This is a genomic window from Pseudomonas cichorii (assembly GCF_019719005.1).
Taxonomy (GTDB): Bacteria; Pseudomonadota; Gammaproteobacteria; order Pseudomonadales; family Pseudomonadaceae; genus Aquipseudomonas; species Aquipseudomonas cichorii_E.
On record NZ_JAIGPJ010000002.1, the window covers coordinates 130,867 to 144,079 of the forward strand.

General features: G+C 55.2%; 18 protein-coding genes. 14 read left to right on the top strand and 4 right to left on the bottom strand.

From position 1 onward, the window contains the following. The first annotated feature begins 1 nt into the window (after nucleotide 1). Genes K5D32_RS02725 through K5D32_RS02745 form a run of 5 tightly spaced genes read left to right on the top strand, consistent with a single transcriptional unit; the run spans nucleotide 2 to nucleotide 5,665 of the window. On the top strand, nucleotides 2–3,478 hold the full coding sequence (locus K5D32_RS02725; RefSeq protein WP_221599165.1) for a phage tail tape measure protein: 3,477 nt from the start codon (nucleotides 2–4) through the stop codon (nucleotides 3,476–3,478). Then, nucleotides 3,478–3,816, top strand: a complete 339-nt coding sequence (locus K5D32_RS02730; protein WP_221599166.1) for a phage tail protein — start codon at nucleotides 3,478–3,480, stop codon at nucleotides 3,814–3,816. The genes K5D32_RS02725 and K5D32_RS02730 overlap by 1 nt, the downstream gene beginning before the upstream one ends. 10 nt (nucleotides 3,817–3,826) lie before the next feature. After that, on the top strand, nucleotides 3,827–4,579 hold the full coding sequence (locus K5D32_RS02735; protein WP_221599167.1) for a phage minor tail protein L: 753 nt from the start codon (nucleotides 3,827–3,829) through the stop codon (nucleotides 4,577–4,579). 2 nt (nucleotides 4,580–4,581) lie between these two features. Next, on the top strand, nucleotides 4,582–5,337 hold the full coding sequence (locus K5D32_RS02740; RefSeq protein WP_221599168.1) for a C40 family peptidase: 756 nt from the start codon (nucleotides 4,582–4,584) through the stop codon (nucleotides 5,335–5,337). Between the two features lie 25 nt (nucleotides 5,338–5,362). Next, the gene (locus K5D32_RS02745) at nucleotides 5,363–5,665 is read left to right on the top strand and encodes a hypothetical protein (RefSeq protein WP_221599169.1); all 303 of its coding nucleotides are present in this window, start codon (nucleotides 5,363–5,365) and stop codon (nucleotides 5,663–5,665) included. Between the two features lie 20 nt (nucleotides 5,666–5,685). Here the strand turns inward: K5D32_RS02745 and K5D32_RS02750 are convergent, their stop codons facing one another. Together K5D32_RS02750 and K5D32_RS02755 are read right to left on the bottom strand one after the other, a co-directional pair. Further along, nucleotides 5,686–5,931, bottom strand: coding sequence for a hypothetical protein (locus K5D32_RS02750; protein ID WP_221599170.1), 246 nt, complete (start codon nucleotides 5,929–5,931; stop codon nucleotides 5,686–5,688). A gap of 70 nt (nucleotides 5,932–6,001) precedes the next feature. Then, nucleotides 6,002–6,271 carry a hypothetical protein gene (locus tag K5D32_RS02755; protein ID WP_221599171.1) on the bottom strand — a complete coding sequence of 90 codons (270 nt, stop codon included), beginning with the start codon at nucleotides 6,269–6,271 and terminating at the stop codon, nucleotides 6,002–6,004. Between the two features lie 159 nt (nucleotides 6,272–6,430). On the opposite strand from K5D32_RS02755, the gene K5D32_RS02760 reads away from it, so the two are divergent. Both K5D32_RS02760 and K5D32_RS02765 read left to right on the top strand, forming a co-directional pair. Further along, on the top strand, nucleotides 6,431–6,793 hold the full coding sequence (locus tag K5D32_RS02760) for a DUF2513 domain-containing protein (RefSeq protein ID WP_221599172.1): 363 nt from the start codon (nucleotides 6,431–6,433) through the stop codon (nucleotides 6,791–6,793). Nucleotides 6,794–6,982: 189 nt separating this feature from the next. Continuing rightward, nucleotides 6,983–7,486 carry a KilA-N domain-containing protein gene (locus K5D32_RS02765; protein WP_221599173.1) on the top strand — a complete coding sequence of 168 codons (504 nt, stop codon included), beginning with the start codon at nucleotides 6,983–6,985 and terminating at the stop codon, nucleotides 7,484–7,486. Nucleotides 7,487–7,581: 95 nt separating this feature from the next. Here the strand turns inward: K5D32_RS02765 and K5D32_RS02770 are convergent, their stop codons facing one another. Together K5D32_RS02770 and K5D32_RS02775 are read right to left on the bottom strand one after the other, a co-directional pair. After that, on the bottom strand, nucleotides 7,582–7,923 hold the full coding sequence (locus K5D32_RS02770) for a hypothetical protein (protein WP_221599174.1): 342 nt from the start codon (nucleotides 7,921–7,923) through the stop codon (nucleotides 7,582–7,584). Nucleotides 7,924–7,971: 48 nt separating this feature from the next. Further along, nucleotides 7,972–8,367 (bottom strand): TraY domain-containing protein, encoded by a 396-nt coding sequence (locus K5D32_RS02775; protein WP_221599175.1) that lies wholly within the window; start codon nucleotides 8,365–8,367, stop codon nucleotides 7,972–7,974. A 95-nt stretch (nucleotides 8,368–8,462) separates the two neighbouring features. On the opposite strand from K5D32_RS02775, the gene K5D32_RS02780 reads away from it, so the two are divergent. From K5D32_RS02780 to K5D32_RS02810, 7 genes are all read left to right on the top strand, one after another. Further along, nucleotides 8,463–8,618 carry an Arc family DNA-binding protein gene (locus K5D32_RS02780; RefSeq protein ID WP_221599176.1) on the top strand — a complete coding sequence of 52 codons (156 nt, stop codon included), beginning with the start codon at nucleotides 8,463–8,465 and terminating at the stop codon, nucleotides 8,616–8,618. Between the two features lie 74 nt (nucleotides 8,619–8,692). Further along, nucleotides 8,693–9,538 (top strand): Bro-N domain-containing protein, encoded by an 846-nt coding sequence (locus tag K5D32_RS02785; RefSeq protein ID WP_221599177.1) that lies wholly within the window; start codon nucleotides 8,693–8,695, stop codon nucleotides 9,536–9,538. Further along, the gene (locus K5D32_RS02790) at nucleotides 9,535–10,341 is read left to right on the top strand and encodes a KilA-N domain-containing protein (protein WP_221599178.1); all 807 of its coding nucleotides are present in this window, start codon (nucleotides 9,535–9,537) and stop codon (nucleotides 10,339–10,341) included. The genes K5D32_RS02785 and K5D32_RS02790 overlap by 4 nt, the downstream gene beginning before the upstream one ends. Before the next feature lie 266 nt (nucleotides 10,342–10,607). Then, nucleotides 10,608–10,994 (top strand): hypothetical protein, encoded by a 387-nt coding sequence (locus tag K5D32_RS02795; protein WP_221599179.1) that lies wholly within the window; start codon nucleotides 10,608–10,610, stop codon nucleotides 10,992–10,994. Continuing rightward, entirely contained in the window at nucleotides 10,991–12,118 is a 1,128-nt protein-coding gene (locus K5D32_RS02800) for a DUF6575 domain-containing protein (RefSeq protein WP_221599180.1), read from the top strand. Before K5D32_RS02795 ends, K5D32_RS02800 begins: the two co-directional genes overlap by 4 nt. A 67-nt stretch (nucleotides 12,119–12,185) precedes the next feature. Then, nucleotides 12,186–12,536, top strand: a complete 351-nt coding sequence (locus tag K5D32_RS02805) for a hypothetical protein (RefSeq protein WP_221599181.1) — start codon at nucleotides 12,186–12,188, stop codon at nucleotides 12,534–12,536. A 60-nt stretch (nucleotides 12,537–12,596) separates the two neighbouring features. Then, nucleotides 12,597–13,208, top strand: a complete 612-nt coding sequence (locus K5D32_RS02810; protein ID WP_221599182.1) for a tail assembly protein — start codon at nucleotides 12,597–12,599, stop codon at nucleotides 13,206–13,208. Nucleotides 13,209–13,213: the final 5 nt, after the last annotated feature.

A 13,213-nucleotide genomic window follows, 5' to 3' on the forward strand; every position in this document is an offset into this window, starting at 1 on the left:
CATGACCAGCATTGCCGAACTCGGGATTCGGATCGACTCGGGCGACGCCGTTCAGGCGACCGACAATCTCGACCGCCTGGCGCAGGCTGGTGGCAAGGCTGAAAAGGCTGCCGCGGGAGTAGCCTCAAGCTTTGACAAAGCATCTGCGGCTGCTGGTGGTCTTGCTGCCGCCGAGGATAGGGTTGCAGAGTCGACTGAAGAGGCCATGGCACGCCTAACCGCGATGGCCAAGGCATCTCTTGAGTCGAGCCAGTACTATCAGAACCTTTCTTCCAGCGTTAACAGCACTTCGTCCGCCATGGATGGTGGAGCCTCTTCGGCTCGTGACTGGAACGCAGAGCTTGCCGCAATCAACTCTCGCGCTCAGGCGCTCCTTGCAACAGAGGATCGCCTTGCCGAAGAGGCCCGAAAGGCTGCCGCTGCAACTCGGGTTCAGGCTGAGGGGCTGCAAACTCTACTGGGCAAGATCAATCCCGCCATCGCAGCGCTGGGCAAGCTGGATGAGCAGCAGGCTCAACTGCAAAAGTACAAGAGTGCAGGGCTGATCGATGCCGACACGTTCAGTGAATACTCGGGCCGCATCGATGCTTCCAGGCAAAAGCTTGGGGACTTCGACGATAGCCTGCAAAAAACCGGCGTTTCTTCTGCTCAAACTCAGGCCGCGCTGCGGCAGCTTCCCGCCCAGTTCACCGATATCTTTACCAGCCTTGCTGGTGGGCAGAATCCTCTTCTTGTCCTGATACAGCAAGGCGGTCAGATCGCCGACTCGTTCGGCGGCATTGGCCCAACGCTTGACGTATTGGGCGGCAAGATAAAGTCAGTGCTCGGCCTGGGTGGTGGCATTGGTGTCGTGGGTGACGCCCTTGAAACCGTTGGGTCTGGCGCAAAAGCGGCGGCTGAGGGGGCTGATGCTGCAGGTGAAAGTCTTGGTGCGATGGCTGAGGGCGCGAACACGGCTGCTGATGCTGCAAAGAACGCCAGAGAGGCGGCTGGCGCTCTGAACGCAGCCACGCCACCACTGACTATTGGGTTTGGCGTCGTTGTCACCGCAGCCTTGTCGGCTGCAGCGGCTATTGGCGCGGTTATCTATGGCTACGCACAAGGCAGCAAGGAAGGTGACAAGTTCGGCGACACCCTGATTTTGACGGGGAATCGAGCTGGAACAACTGCTGACCAACTCGCCACAATGGCCCAGCAGGTTTCCGCTGCCAACGGCACCATTGGTGAGGCCGCTGCGTCTTTGGTGCTCATTGCCAATAGCGGCACCATTGCGGGCGACAGTTTCAAGACTGTGGCCGAAGCTGCGGCGAATATGGAGGACGCCACCGGCAAGTCAGTCGAGAAAACGGTCGCCGAGTTCGCCAAAATAGGCAAGGACCCTGTCGCGGCAGCCAAGGAGTTGAATGCTCAGTATGGATTCCTCACTGCATCCGTCTACTCGCAAATTGTTGCGCTTAAGGAGCAAGGTGACACGATCGGTGCCGCAAAGATTCTGACAGACACATATGCAAGCACGATCAATGATCGTTCCGCAGAGATCGTCAAGAACTTGGGACTCTGGGAAAAGGGGTGGAAAGCCGTCAGCGATGGGGCCAAGGATGCTATCGATTCGATCAAGGAAGTTGGCCGTGAGCAGACCTTAGCAGATCAGATTACTGACGCTCAGCGTCGTGTGGCTTATGCTGAATCAGCTGTCAAAGGCAACTCTGCCGATACCGATGCAGAGGAAAAGCTGAAGAACTCCAGGCTTGAACTGGAATATTTGACTCGGCAGCGCGACACCCAATCAGCGATCGCTGCTGCTCGGGCACTGGATGCTCAGAGGCAACAGGCGACAGTCTTGGCAATGACCAAGGTCGATGTGCTGGAGAAGGCCGCCAGGACGAACGCCGAAAAGCGTGCCGATGCACTGAAGGACTATGCGAAGTCGCTTGAAACCATTCGCAAGACTGACGCGAACGACGCCCGGTTAAAGCCAGAGAACGTCGCGCGGGTTAAAGCAAACATCGCTGAACAGTTCAAGGACCCTAAAGCCCCATCCGCAGGCGCTGTCGATCTGACCGCCTTCAATGACGCTCAAAACCAGCTCAAATCGATCACCGGCTACTACGACAACATCCAGAAGGAACTGGACGCAGCCCAGAAGGCCGGCCTGGTATCCGCTGAATCCTACTCCAGCCAGCGTATGGCTATCGTTGAGCAAGAAAAAGGTGATGTCACTGCCGCTTATGAGGCTGAAATCGCAGCGCTGGAAGCGGCAAGAGCAAAAGGCACGACAAGCGCGGAGCAGCGTATTCAGCTTGATCAGAAAATTGCCGATGCCAGGGCCAGCATGGTCAAGGCTCAGCAGGACGCTGACACACAACTGAATGTGCTTGCCTCAAACGAGCAGGGTCGGCTGAAGAAGCAGGAGCAGGCAGTCAAGACCTACACCGACGCTCTCCAGCAGCAGGTCGCGACCTTGAGAGGGCAGGGGCAACGCTCGGCAGCAACGTTGGGCATGGGGGATCGCCAGCAAGGTCTCTACAGCCAACAGAACTCCATCAATGACAGGATCAACCAGCAAAAGCTGGACCTGGCCAATCAGTATGGTGATGGCGCGCGAGGTATGAGCCTTGACGAGTACAACCAGAAGCTGGGCGCGCTGGATAGGACGCAGAGGGACCTGCAGGAGACAGCAGTTGCCAACTACAACGATATGACCGCCGCCCAAGGCGATTGGAGTGCCGGCGCATCATCTGCCTTCCAGAACTACCTGGAGTCGGCCCGCGATGTTGCAGGGCAGACAAAGAGCCTGTTCACCAGCGCCTTTTCCAGCATGGAAGACGGAATTGTGAACTTTGCCATGACAGGCAAGTTTTCGTTTTCGGATTTCACAAAGTCGATCTTGGCGGACATGGCGCGCATTGCTGCCAGGCAAGCTTCTTCGTCTGCCTTGAGCGGGTTATTCGGGCTGGCCACATCAGCAGCAAGCTCCTATTTCGGGGCCGGAAGCGGAAATGGTTTGGCCGCCGGATCTGCCGGGGCTGTTTCCTCGGATCTTGGAGCGTCCTCGGCAGGTTATTCCAGTGCTTATTTTCAGGCGGATGGCGGCGCTTGGTCGAATGGCGTGCAGATGTTTGCCAACGGCGGAGCCTTCACCAACTCCATCGTCAGTACGCCTACAGCGTTCGGTATGGCAAACGGTAAAACCGGGATCATGGGCGAGGATGGTGATGAGGCGGTCATGCCTCTTACTCGAACGTCGAGCGGCAAGCTTGGCGTCATGTCAATCGGGGGCGGAGGGGCAGGTTCAACGCAGATCAATGTCGAGGTGCATATCGATGGAGAAGGAAACGCATCGTCGACCGCAGATGCTCCCGGCTACGAACTATTTGGCAAAGAGCTGGCGACCTTTGTTGAGCAGAAATATCAGGAGCTGCGAACCAAGGATATGCGCCAGGGCGGCGTCATCAACAACGCAATCAAGGGGCGATGATGGCTATCGAACGATTCACCTGGGCTATGGAGAAGGGCGCTGAGGGTGATGTTGCCCAGCGAGTCCGATCCAAGCAGTTCGGCGACGGCTACGAGCAATCGGTCGAGGATGGCCTAAACAACCGTTCGCAATCCTGGCCGGTGACCTTCACGGGTTTGAAGGGGCGCATCAAGGGCATCATGGACTTCCTCGACCGGCACAAAGGGGCAAAGGGCTTCCTCTGGGAGCCGCCCCTCGGCGAATTGGGTCTTTACAAGTGCAACGGCTACAAGCCTGTGCACCGTGGCGGGCAGGTCTACGCCATCACTGCAACCTTTGAACAAACCTTTCACCCCTGAGAAAAAACCTATGGCACTGATCGCGGACATCCAGAAGCTGGAGCCCGGCGGCGAGATTCGCCTTTTTGAAATCGACGGGACCGAATACGGGGCAGATTACCTGCGTTTCCATGGGCATGCCATTCCGCACACTCCCGAAGAGTTGCTGCTCTACGAGCACTCGGAAGATCAACTGCCGGCGAAGTCGATTTGGTGGCAGGGCGAGGAATACGCGGCCTGGCCGGTGCAGATTGAAGGCATTTCCTCGAGCAGCGACGGCACGGCCTCTCGGCCCACCTTCGCCGCTGGCAACATCAACGGGCGTGTCACGGCGCTGTGCCTGGCTTTCGAGGATATGCTCAAGTTCAAGCTGACAGTTCGCGAGACCCTGGCTCAGTATCTGGACGCGGAGAATTTCCCCGAAGGCAACCCAACTGCCGACCCGACCCAGGAGGCGCTGGAGATCTGGTACATCGACCAGAAAACCAGCGAAGACGGGGAAGCGGTGGTGTGGGAGTTGTCATCGCCGGGCGAGATCGATAACCACGGACTTCCCGGTCGGCAGATGACGACTTTCTGCCACTGGGCTATGACCAATGGATACCGGGGCCCGGATTGCGGCTACACCGGCGCGGCCATGTTCGACGACGAGGACAACTCCACCGATGATCCGGCGCTGGATCAGTGCAAAGGCTGCCTTTCGTCTTGCAAGTTGCGCTTCGGCGAGAACGAAGAATTGGCCTTCGGTGGTTTCCCTGCTGTTTCCTTGATTGCCCGGAGCTGACCATGCACAAGCACATCATCGCCGCCATTCAGGCGCATGCTGCGGCCGAGTATCCGCGGGAGTGCTGCGGGCTGATACTGGCTGTTGGGCGCAAGCAGCAGTATCTCGCCTGCGAGAACACGGCTTCCGATCCTGGGGAAGAATTTCGGATTTCACCCGAGCAGTATGCTGATGCCGAAGATGTCGGCGAGATCATCGGTATTGTTCATTCGCACCCGGACGCTACGAGCAGGCCCTCGGCACGTGACCTGGCGATGTGTGAAGCCACCGAGCTGCCCTGGCATATCGTTTCGTGGCCGGAAGGCGACTTGCGAACAATCGTGCCAACAGGCAGTACACCACTGCTCAAGCGTCCATTCGTTCATGGAGCATGGGACTGCTGGCAAGTCTGTGCTGATTGGTATCAGCGCGAGTGGGGGCTTGAGTTTGAAGCGTTCCAGCGCGCTGATGGATGGTGGGAGAGTACGGAGAACACCAGCCTGTACGAGCAGCATTACGAGGCTGCCGGATTTGTCCGAGTCGACAGGCCGCAGCAGGGCGATATGATCGTAATGTCTGTTGGGCGCACTGCGCACCCGAACCATGCGGGAATCTACTTGGGCACCGATCCGGAGTTGCCTGGAGAGGAGTCAGGAGCTTTCGGCCCGGGGCCGTTCCTGCTGCACCACCTTTATGGCAGGCCATCGGAGATCGTTGTGTTCGGTGGCCCATGGCTCGACCGGACGCGCCTTGTGTTGCGTCATCGAGACGCGAAATGAAGCGGCTAGGCCGCAGGAGAAGTACATGCAGCAACGTTACATGCTGACGATCTGGGACCTGTTCACGATGAACGGAAGTGATGTGTGCGGCGGCGAGGCGGTGATCGCCATCATAAATAGCGGCCAGGAGGTTGATCGCATCATAGTCAGCGGCAAGTGCCAGGGCACGAGCGGCTACCGTCGTAGCTACACAGGCATGCCGGGACTGACTGCACGTCTGGTATCAGGTGCAGGTTCGATCTCCTTTGAATCGCACAATCTGGACAGGGAGCTTGCTGCGGTCGGGCTTGGTCTTAGTGAAGGCTGGGGTAGTGGGAAGCCGGCCTGATGCCGACCGGCTTGTAGTGATCACATCGGCTGCTTAGCTGCTGCAATGAGCTTGGTGATCAATGAGTTGTTCGGGCGGACGGAAAATGGCGAGCCGAGGCTTTTGGCAATTGTCTGCGTCCGAATCTCCGCTGCGGCAATTCCTACCTCGCCCTGGGTTTCGTGAAGCTGTGCGAGAAGACCGTACACCAGTGCTGTGAGTGCTTGAATATCGGATGCGTGGGAGTTAACCACTTTCTTCAACTCATTCATGTCGCGTGCTTCCATTTGACCCTCCAAGGTCATTTGCCCCAGTCCATGGGCTTTCCGGCAACGGACCGGGGCGATTGCGAGAGAATTACTCTTCAGGCTGCTCCCAACTGATAAGCAGCTTGGATTTTTTGGCGTCGAAGGTTACTTCGCATGGGGCGTCGCTTTGCTCAAAGTGGTCAACTACTGCGTCCGCAAACTCGACCTCATCGTCTGTGAGCTTGTAGGTAGTGCTGTATGAGCCCGCACGGGTTTCCTCATTGATTTGGTACTTGATGGAATCCATCAGCTCCCGGAATTGAATGTTTTTCTTTCCTTGCTTGGACTTTTCGCGAAGATATTCAGCATCAGCTGTCATGATGTGTACTCGTCAAAATGGATCGCCATGCGACTGCCGCATGGGGGCACAACGCTACTACGATTGGATCCAATCCAGTTACTGGCATTCCATCCACGCTGGATGGGTGGACAGGCCCCGGCTACGATTTGAAGCAGTAAGAAATCTGAGGGATTTGTCATGAAGCGAGATTGGGATTTGATCAGGGAAATTCTGATTGCCGTTGAGTCTATTCAGACCCACGGGGATTCGGTGAGTGGCTCGACACTCCCTGGACGCGATAGTGTTGAAGTTTCGTACCACATTCACATTCTTGATCAGGCAGGGCTTGTCAGAGCTACCTGTTTCAATTCACTCAACTCGCCAAGGCAATGCAAGGCCTTCGAGATGACATGGGAAGGTCATGAATTCCTTGACCAGATCAGGTCTAAAACCCTCTGGAGCAAGACGATGAACGTCATCCAGGTGAAAGGCTTGGACTTGTCGTTCAGCACGATTAAGGCCGCAGCCGCTGCTATTGCGAAAAGCCTGATTAGCCTTTAGGCCAGCCTCGCACTGGCTTTTTCCATCTACCCCACATAGCCCTGGACGCACTCGCGATCCGGGGCTTTTTGTTTCTGCCGCAAGGCAAACCCAATACGCAGCCTAGACCCGTACAGTCGAACGGTGGATGTTCGTTCATCCGTCCGCCCCGGCTGCGTACCTTTTCGTCTGATGAACGAGGTGGCACCCATGAACGCAAGCAATGTCATCCCTTTTCACTATCAGGGACAGGCCGTGCGCTTCAATAGCGAAGGCTGGATCAATGCAACCGATGCCGCCAAGAGCTTCGGCAAGCGCGTTGATCACTGGCTGGCCAACTCGGAAACCCAGCAGTATCTCGAGGCCTTGAGCGAGGCCCTAAATACCCGGAATTCCGGGGATTTAATTCGCAGTCAGCGTGGCCGGGCTGGCGGTACCTGGCTGCATCCAAAACTGGCGGTCGCGTTTGCCCGTTGGCTGAACGTGAAATTCTCTGTTTGGGCAGACCTGCATATCGACGCACTGCTGCGCGGCGAGTTGGACGAGAAACTCCAGTTCGACCTGGCCTGCAAGGCGCTTGACGACGGCAAGGATATCGCCAGCCTCAGCGGCCGCGAACTGGCCAAGTGGAAGCAGAAGAAACCCCGCTTGGAATATCAGGTCGCCTACTGGTGTGATCAGTTGCAGATGACCTTGGGGTTGGATGCGGCTTGATGTGGGACGTGCAAAGGGGCCTCGCAAAGTGAACTCCCTGACCCTGACAAACAAAAGCCCGCTGATGCGGGCTTTACAATTCCATCTGAGACCGATTACTGCTGGTACCGTGCCTCGTCCCTCTGGCGAAAATATTCATTGATATTGCCTACAGTGGCTGAGAACTGCTGCATCAGATATGGATGCGAAAGACCCCCGACATAGCAAAACCAAGCCCCGCTAGGTAGTTGAGCACTAAAAACTACAGAGTTATTTTCCTCATCGGGATCGGCCTCGACAGGATAAAATCCTAGGTGGCTCAAAGAAACCAGCAGCTCTAGCGGATGGATGTCCAGCTTGTTACGAAGGTCGGCCTCGCTTTGCGCAGCAAAGGCTTCGTGGCGCGTGTTATGTACATCCTTGATGACTACCTCGAAAAATCTCGCTTTTGTCGCCATTACTGCATCCTTTCTTTGGTTTGTGCGATGTTTCTGAAGAGGGAGACGCTATTCCTTCGGGTAGCGCTTGCGGGGCTTGGGTCCCGTGTTTGGGTTCTCAGCATCTTCTTCGAATTTGCCGATGCCGCGCAGGGCTTTCAGCATGGCCGACATGATCTTTTCTTCTTGTGCTGTCAGAGGGCCGTCAAGGCCGGTGATCAGCCGATCCCTGTGGATTCTCGTGGTAATTTGCTGCTCCGGTGGTTCTGGAGTGTAAAGAAAGTGGTTCGGATCAAGACGATCTCTATCACTGATGCCCATTTCATCCGTTTCTCCGACGCTTCGTTCCAGCCGCGCAACTATCTCCGCGGTTAGCGACCTGCGACTTCTTTTAGCCAGCGCCTCGAGCTCCCCCTTAAGGGAGGCCGGCATTCTGAAATTGACCTGCAGTTCTTCTTTGCTCATGCAGCGAATTCTGTAGCACTTTGCTATAGACGGCAATAAAGCAAAATGCTTTAATAAAAACCAAGCAAAATGCTATACGCGGAGGGAGAGTGAAGATGAGCAGGAAAGACCCACAGTTCAACCTAAGGCTACCGGAGGAGTTAAAGGAATGGGTGGAGCAAAGCGCGAAGGAAAACTGTCGTTCCCAGACGGCCGAAATAGTTTTCTGGCTGACGGCAGCGAAAAAACGTCAGGAGCGAGCGGTAGCCTGAAACAAAGAAGCCCCGACGAGGTGAGAGTCGTCAGGGCTTCGGGAAACGAGATCAACTTCGAGGAAGAAATCGTCATGAGCAATATTAGCACAGCAGTATCGAATGTCATCCCGTTTGACTTTCGCGGACACAGCGTCCGAGCTATCACTATCGACGGTGAGCCATGGTTCGTTGCATCGGACGTCTGCAAGATACTCAAGCAGAGCAACACCACCAAAGCCCTGCATTCATTGGACGGCGACGAACGGTCTAACTTTAAGTTAGGGCGTCAGGGTTTGGCGAACATCGTTAGCGAGTCAGGTCTGTACACCTTGATCCTGCGCTGCGATGACGCGATCAAGAAAGGCAGCGATGCGCACGCCTTCCGTAAATGGGTCACAGCCGAGGTTCTTCCCGCGATTCGCAAGCATGGCCGCTATGAAGATGTCGATAACAACATGAAGACCCTGCTGGACGAACTGATCGGCATGAGTGAGTTGAGTGTCATCAAGGGACTCATCAGGGACAAAGGAAAGACAGTTCCTGCAGATAAGCGGCAAAGCTTCGCGCTGACCATGCACAGTCGTTTGCACACCCGGTTCAACGTGCCTCGCACTGAACTTATTCCGGCTGGACAGTTTGAAGCAGCCTGCAACTTCATCGCGGCATATAGCGTGCTGGAAGGCGAATACATGCCAAAAGGCGGAAGCCAATCCGTCGACATTCCTAGCGACCTTTCGGAAGTTCAGCGCTATCTGGTATTCGTCGACGGCGCGGGCAAGAGGCAGGTTCGGCCCGTTCCGTTTGATGCGTGTGTGATGTCTCCGACTCAGTTCCTGGCTGCTGTCGTGGGTGCGAACGGGATTCATGTGTCGCCGCCTGCGCTTTTCGATTTCGCCTTGGCGGCGCTGGAGAAGGTGAAGCGGAGGGTGGCAGCATGAGCGCATTGATGATTGCCGGCATTGAAATTCACCAAGACCAGGACGGCCGGTTCAGCCTGAATGACTTCCATCGGGCGGCGGGAGGCGAAGATCGTCACCGCCCCTCGCGCTGGGTCGAAAATCAGCAAGCCCAAGACCTTGTAGATGAAATCGGCAAAGCCGGAATTACGGCTTTGAAGGCAGTGCGCGGCGGTCGCGCGCCGGGCACCTACGCCTGTAAGGAGCTGGTATATGCCTATGCCATGTGGATATCCCCATCGTTCAGCTTGCATGTGATCCGTACGTTCGACACCGCAGCAGCGAATGACCATCAGATCCCGCAGGAAAAGCGCCTCCCCGTGGCCGCTGACAACTTCGACGCAGCCAGACGCATAGCCGAAAGCCTCGGCCTGGAAGGCAATCAGGCGATTCTCTGCGCCAATAGCATGGTCAAGTCGGCCATTGGCCTAGATCTGATGGAGATGGCCGGCGTAAAGCGTCTGGTCAACGAGGCTCAGGAGCTGAACTACACGCCAACCGAATTGGGCTCCAAGTTCGGTATGAGCGCACCAAGCATGAACAAGCTGCTCGCCCAGTGCGGCCTACAGCACCAGGTGATTTACAAGCCCGGTAAGAAACGCTGGGAAGTTACGCCGGAGGGCAGGGCGTTCGCAGTAATCACCGATACAGGCAAGAGCCACAGCGACGGCAAACCGGTGCAGCAGATCCTATGGAAGGAGTCCGTTGCCAGACCTTTGCACGACTTGGCCGAGCGATTGAACGCTTCGATGCCGACAGTTGTTGCCGGGGGATTGATCGGCTGATGGTTTGGCGTAAAGTAGAATTCTGCGGCAAGGTCGGCTAAGGCAAGCTACGGCGAGTCGAGGCGAGGTCAGGTCTGGCGCGGTATGGCACGGGCCGTAAACGGCACAGAAAGGGCACCTTCGGGTGCTTTTTCTGTTTTTGGCGGTCAATATCTACCGTTGAAGCTGTTGCGCCTGTATCGTTGGGCGAAAATAGCTGGATGAACAGACAGTTCTGAGGATGGTGGCACAGTGGTACATTCGCGCCTCTACGGTATGGAGGCGACATGGAAGTTCATAGTGGATGGTACGAGACGTTACCCGATCAGTGCCCACCTGGAGAGGCAATGACACCGAATGGATTCGTGTGCTACCGGTTGTGCGAAAGCAAGAGCGCAGTTGACAAAGACTTCTTGTCGCACCGTCATCTTTTTCCGCACAAAACCTTTTATGTGCCCGAATGTCGTGCGCGTTCGATTTCGGTTTACAAGGATCAGAGTGATCTTGATAAGGTATTAATGCTGCCTGCGCACAAGGCGAAAACAATCGTCAGGGTAACGCTTAATCCTCAAGACGGTGCCACCATGAAAACTGGCAAACCTGATGACAGTCACTACTCATGGTGGCGCTCCAATAGCTTTGATATGAGCAAATCCATTGAGGTCGTCTCATGAGATCTATCAAGCTACTGCATGTTTTGCTGGAGTATGATTACCCTCAGGTCTTCGTAGGGGTAGATGCGATCGGATGTCGCTTTGTCTGCATGGTTTCAGCCGTCGTCGACTATGAGCCTACCTTCTTGTGCGTGCCGATTTCAGATCAACGCTTCAGGGAGCTTTGTAACGAAAAGATCGACCTGCGAAGCGTGTACGCCTCACCTGAGGTCACTGATTTTTACGAGGCTAAGCCGATCGATCTCATAAGTCCATTTGATATCACACAGGCAGAATTCTCAGTTGTTCCAGAGGAGCTTCTCCCTGAGGCGGGCCTAGTCTTTCAATGTGGCGATGAGGTTCTAAACAAAGCGCAAGAACTTAACTCCACAGTAGCCTATGCGTCTCTTTCGGTGCCTGAGTCGGTCCATGAAGCCAGGATTAGAACCCGAAAATTGTCTGAATTTCTGGCGGTCTATCAGGCGGCGATAAAGTACTTGGCAAGGTTTGCAGCTAAAGCAAATGGAAAGCCAATTCCAAAAAATGATGACCCCTATGAATCTGATGTTTTCGGGTTTTGTCATGGCTCCTTTACTGTGCAGGTTCGCGGCGCTCAAGAGTGCGATATGCTTGGGGAAAACAAGGCCCTTGTAACAGCATTCTCTAAGCTGAACGAATTTCTTAGTTTGGCGAGTGATCCGGACGAGGCTCTGAAATTTCTGCTTGAGGTAAAAGGGCATACAGCATCCTCTCTTATAAACCTCCTGACATTTGTTAAGGAAAATGACTGCGCACTTACTAATCGCTGGTCTACGCCTGGAATGCCTGCTTCGACGGCAGCAACAGTCCGAGCGTTAAGTGCAGTAAGCATCATCAACAAATGTCGCCTTCGTGAAGATCTGAGCACAGAAGAAGTGGTGCTTGAAGGTATCGTAGATTCTGCGGATGTATCGGGAGGAACCTGGAAAATTATCTGTGAGGGCGTCGCCCATCATGGCGCAGTAAAGCCTGGCTCTGAGATCAATCTTGCCGGTATCACTCTTGGTAACCAGTACCGGTTCAAGTGCGAGGAAAAAATTGAAGTAGTGGCAGGTACCGGGAAAGAGACGAGAAAGCTTAGCCTGACTGGCATCGAGCCAGCCTGATTAATCCTCATTTTTGGCACCTCTTCCCGATAGTGATAGATTCACGCCATCAACAAGGAGGGTGCATATGCGAGTTTTTATTGGTGTCGTAGTGGTTGCTGTGTTGGCGGGGTGCATGGCACCAACGATGAATGAAGCGCGCCAAGAAGGCCCGTATAAGGTTCTGGAATCGAAGAAGGCTGACGCTGTCCTAGCTAAATGCGTGCACTACGAATGGCAGAATCAGCCTATTTTCGGCGGTGCACCAGGGGCAACCCTCCAGTCAGGTCGCGATACAGGGTATACAGTGTTCACTGAGGGCTCGCAGTACTTCGTCGACATCCAGCCAAAGGGTTCCGGCTCGGAGGCAAAATATTACGTGGTGGTTGGTAACTGGATCGCCAATAAAAGACTTTCTGCATTGCAAAGCTGTTTGTAGCGATACATCAATTCATTCAAGGCTCGCTTCGGCGGGCCTTTTTATTATCTGGAGAAAACCATGGCTGCATTGGCGATTAACTATCAACCGCTGACCACGATTCTGCTCTATGGACAGCTTCGGAAATTCGGACGCTCTTTCAGGCTTTCTGTTCGAACCCCTGGAGAGGCTATCAAGGCGCTCTGCGTGCAGATCCCTGGGTTTGAAAGATTCCTGTCTAACGCAAAGTCTCGTGGGATCGAGTTTGCAGTTTTCCGAGGATCGAAAAATCTTGAAGAAAAAGAGCTTGGCTTTTCGGGAGAGGGTGATATTCGAATTGCGCCAGTCGTCACTGGCAGCAAGCGCGGCGGGGCGCTCCAAACCATTATCGGGGCGGTGCTGATCGTTGTGGGCCTTGTTATAACCGGCGGCACCTTCGGCGCAGGCGCTCCGTTTGGTTCGGCCCTGATCATGATGGGGGGCTCTATGGCGTTGGGCGGCGTAATACAAATGCTCAGCCCGCAGGCCGGCGGACTCAAGACCAGCGCTGCGCCAGAGAACACGCCCGGTTATGCCTTCGGTAGTGCCAAGAACACCACGGCATCAGGTAACCCGGTTCCGCTGTGTTACGGCAAGCGGCGAGTGGGTGGGGCGATCATCAGCGCCGCGATCTACGCCGAAGACCAGATGTAGAGAAA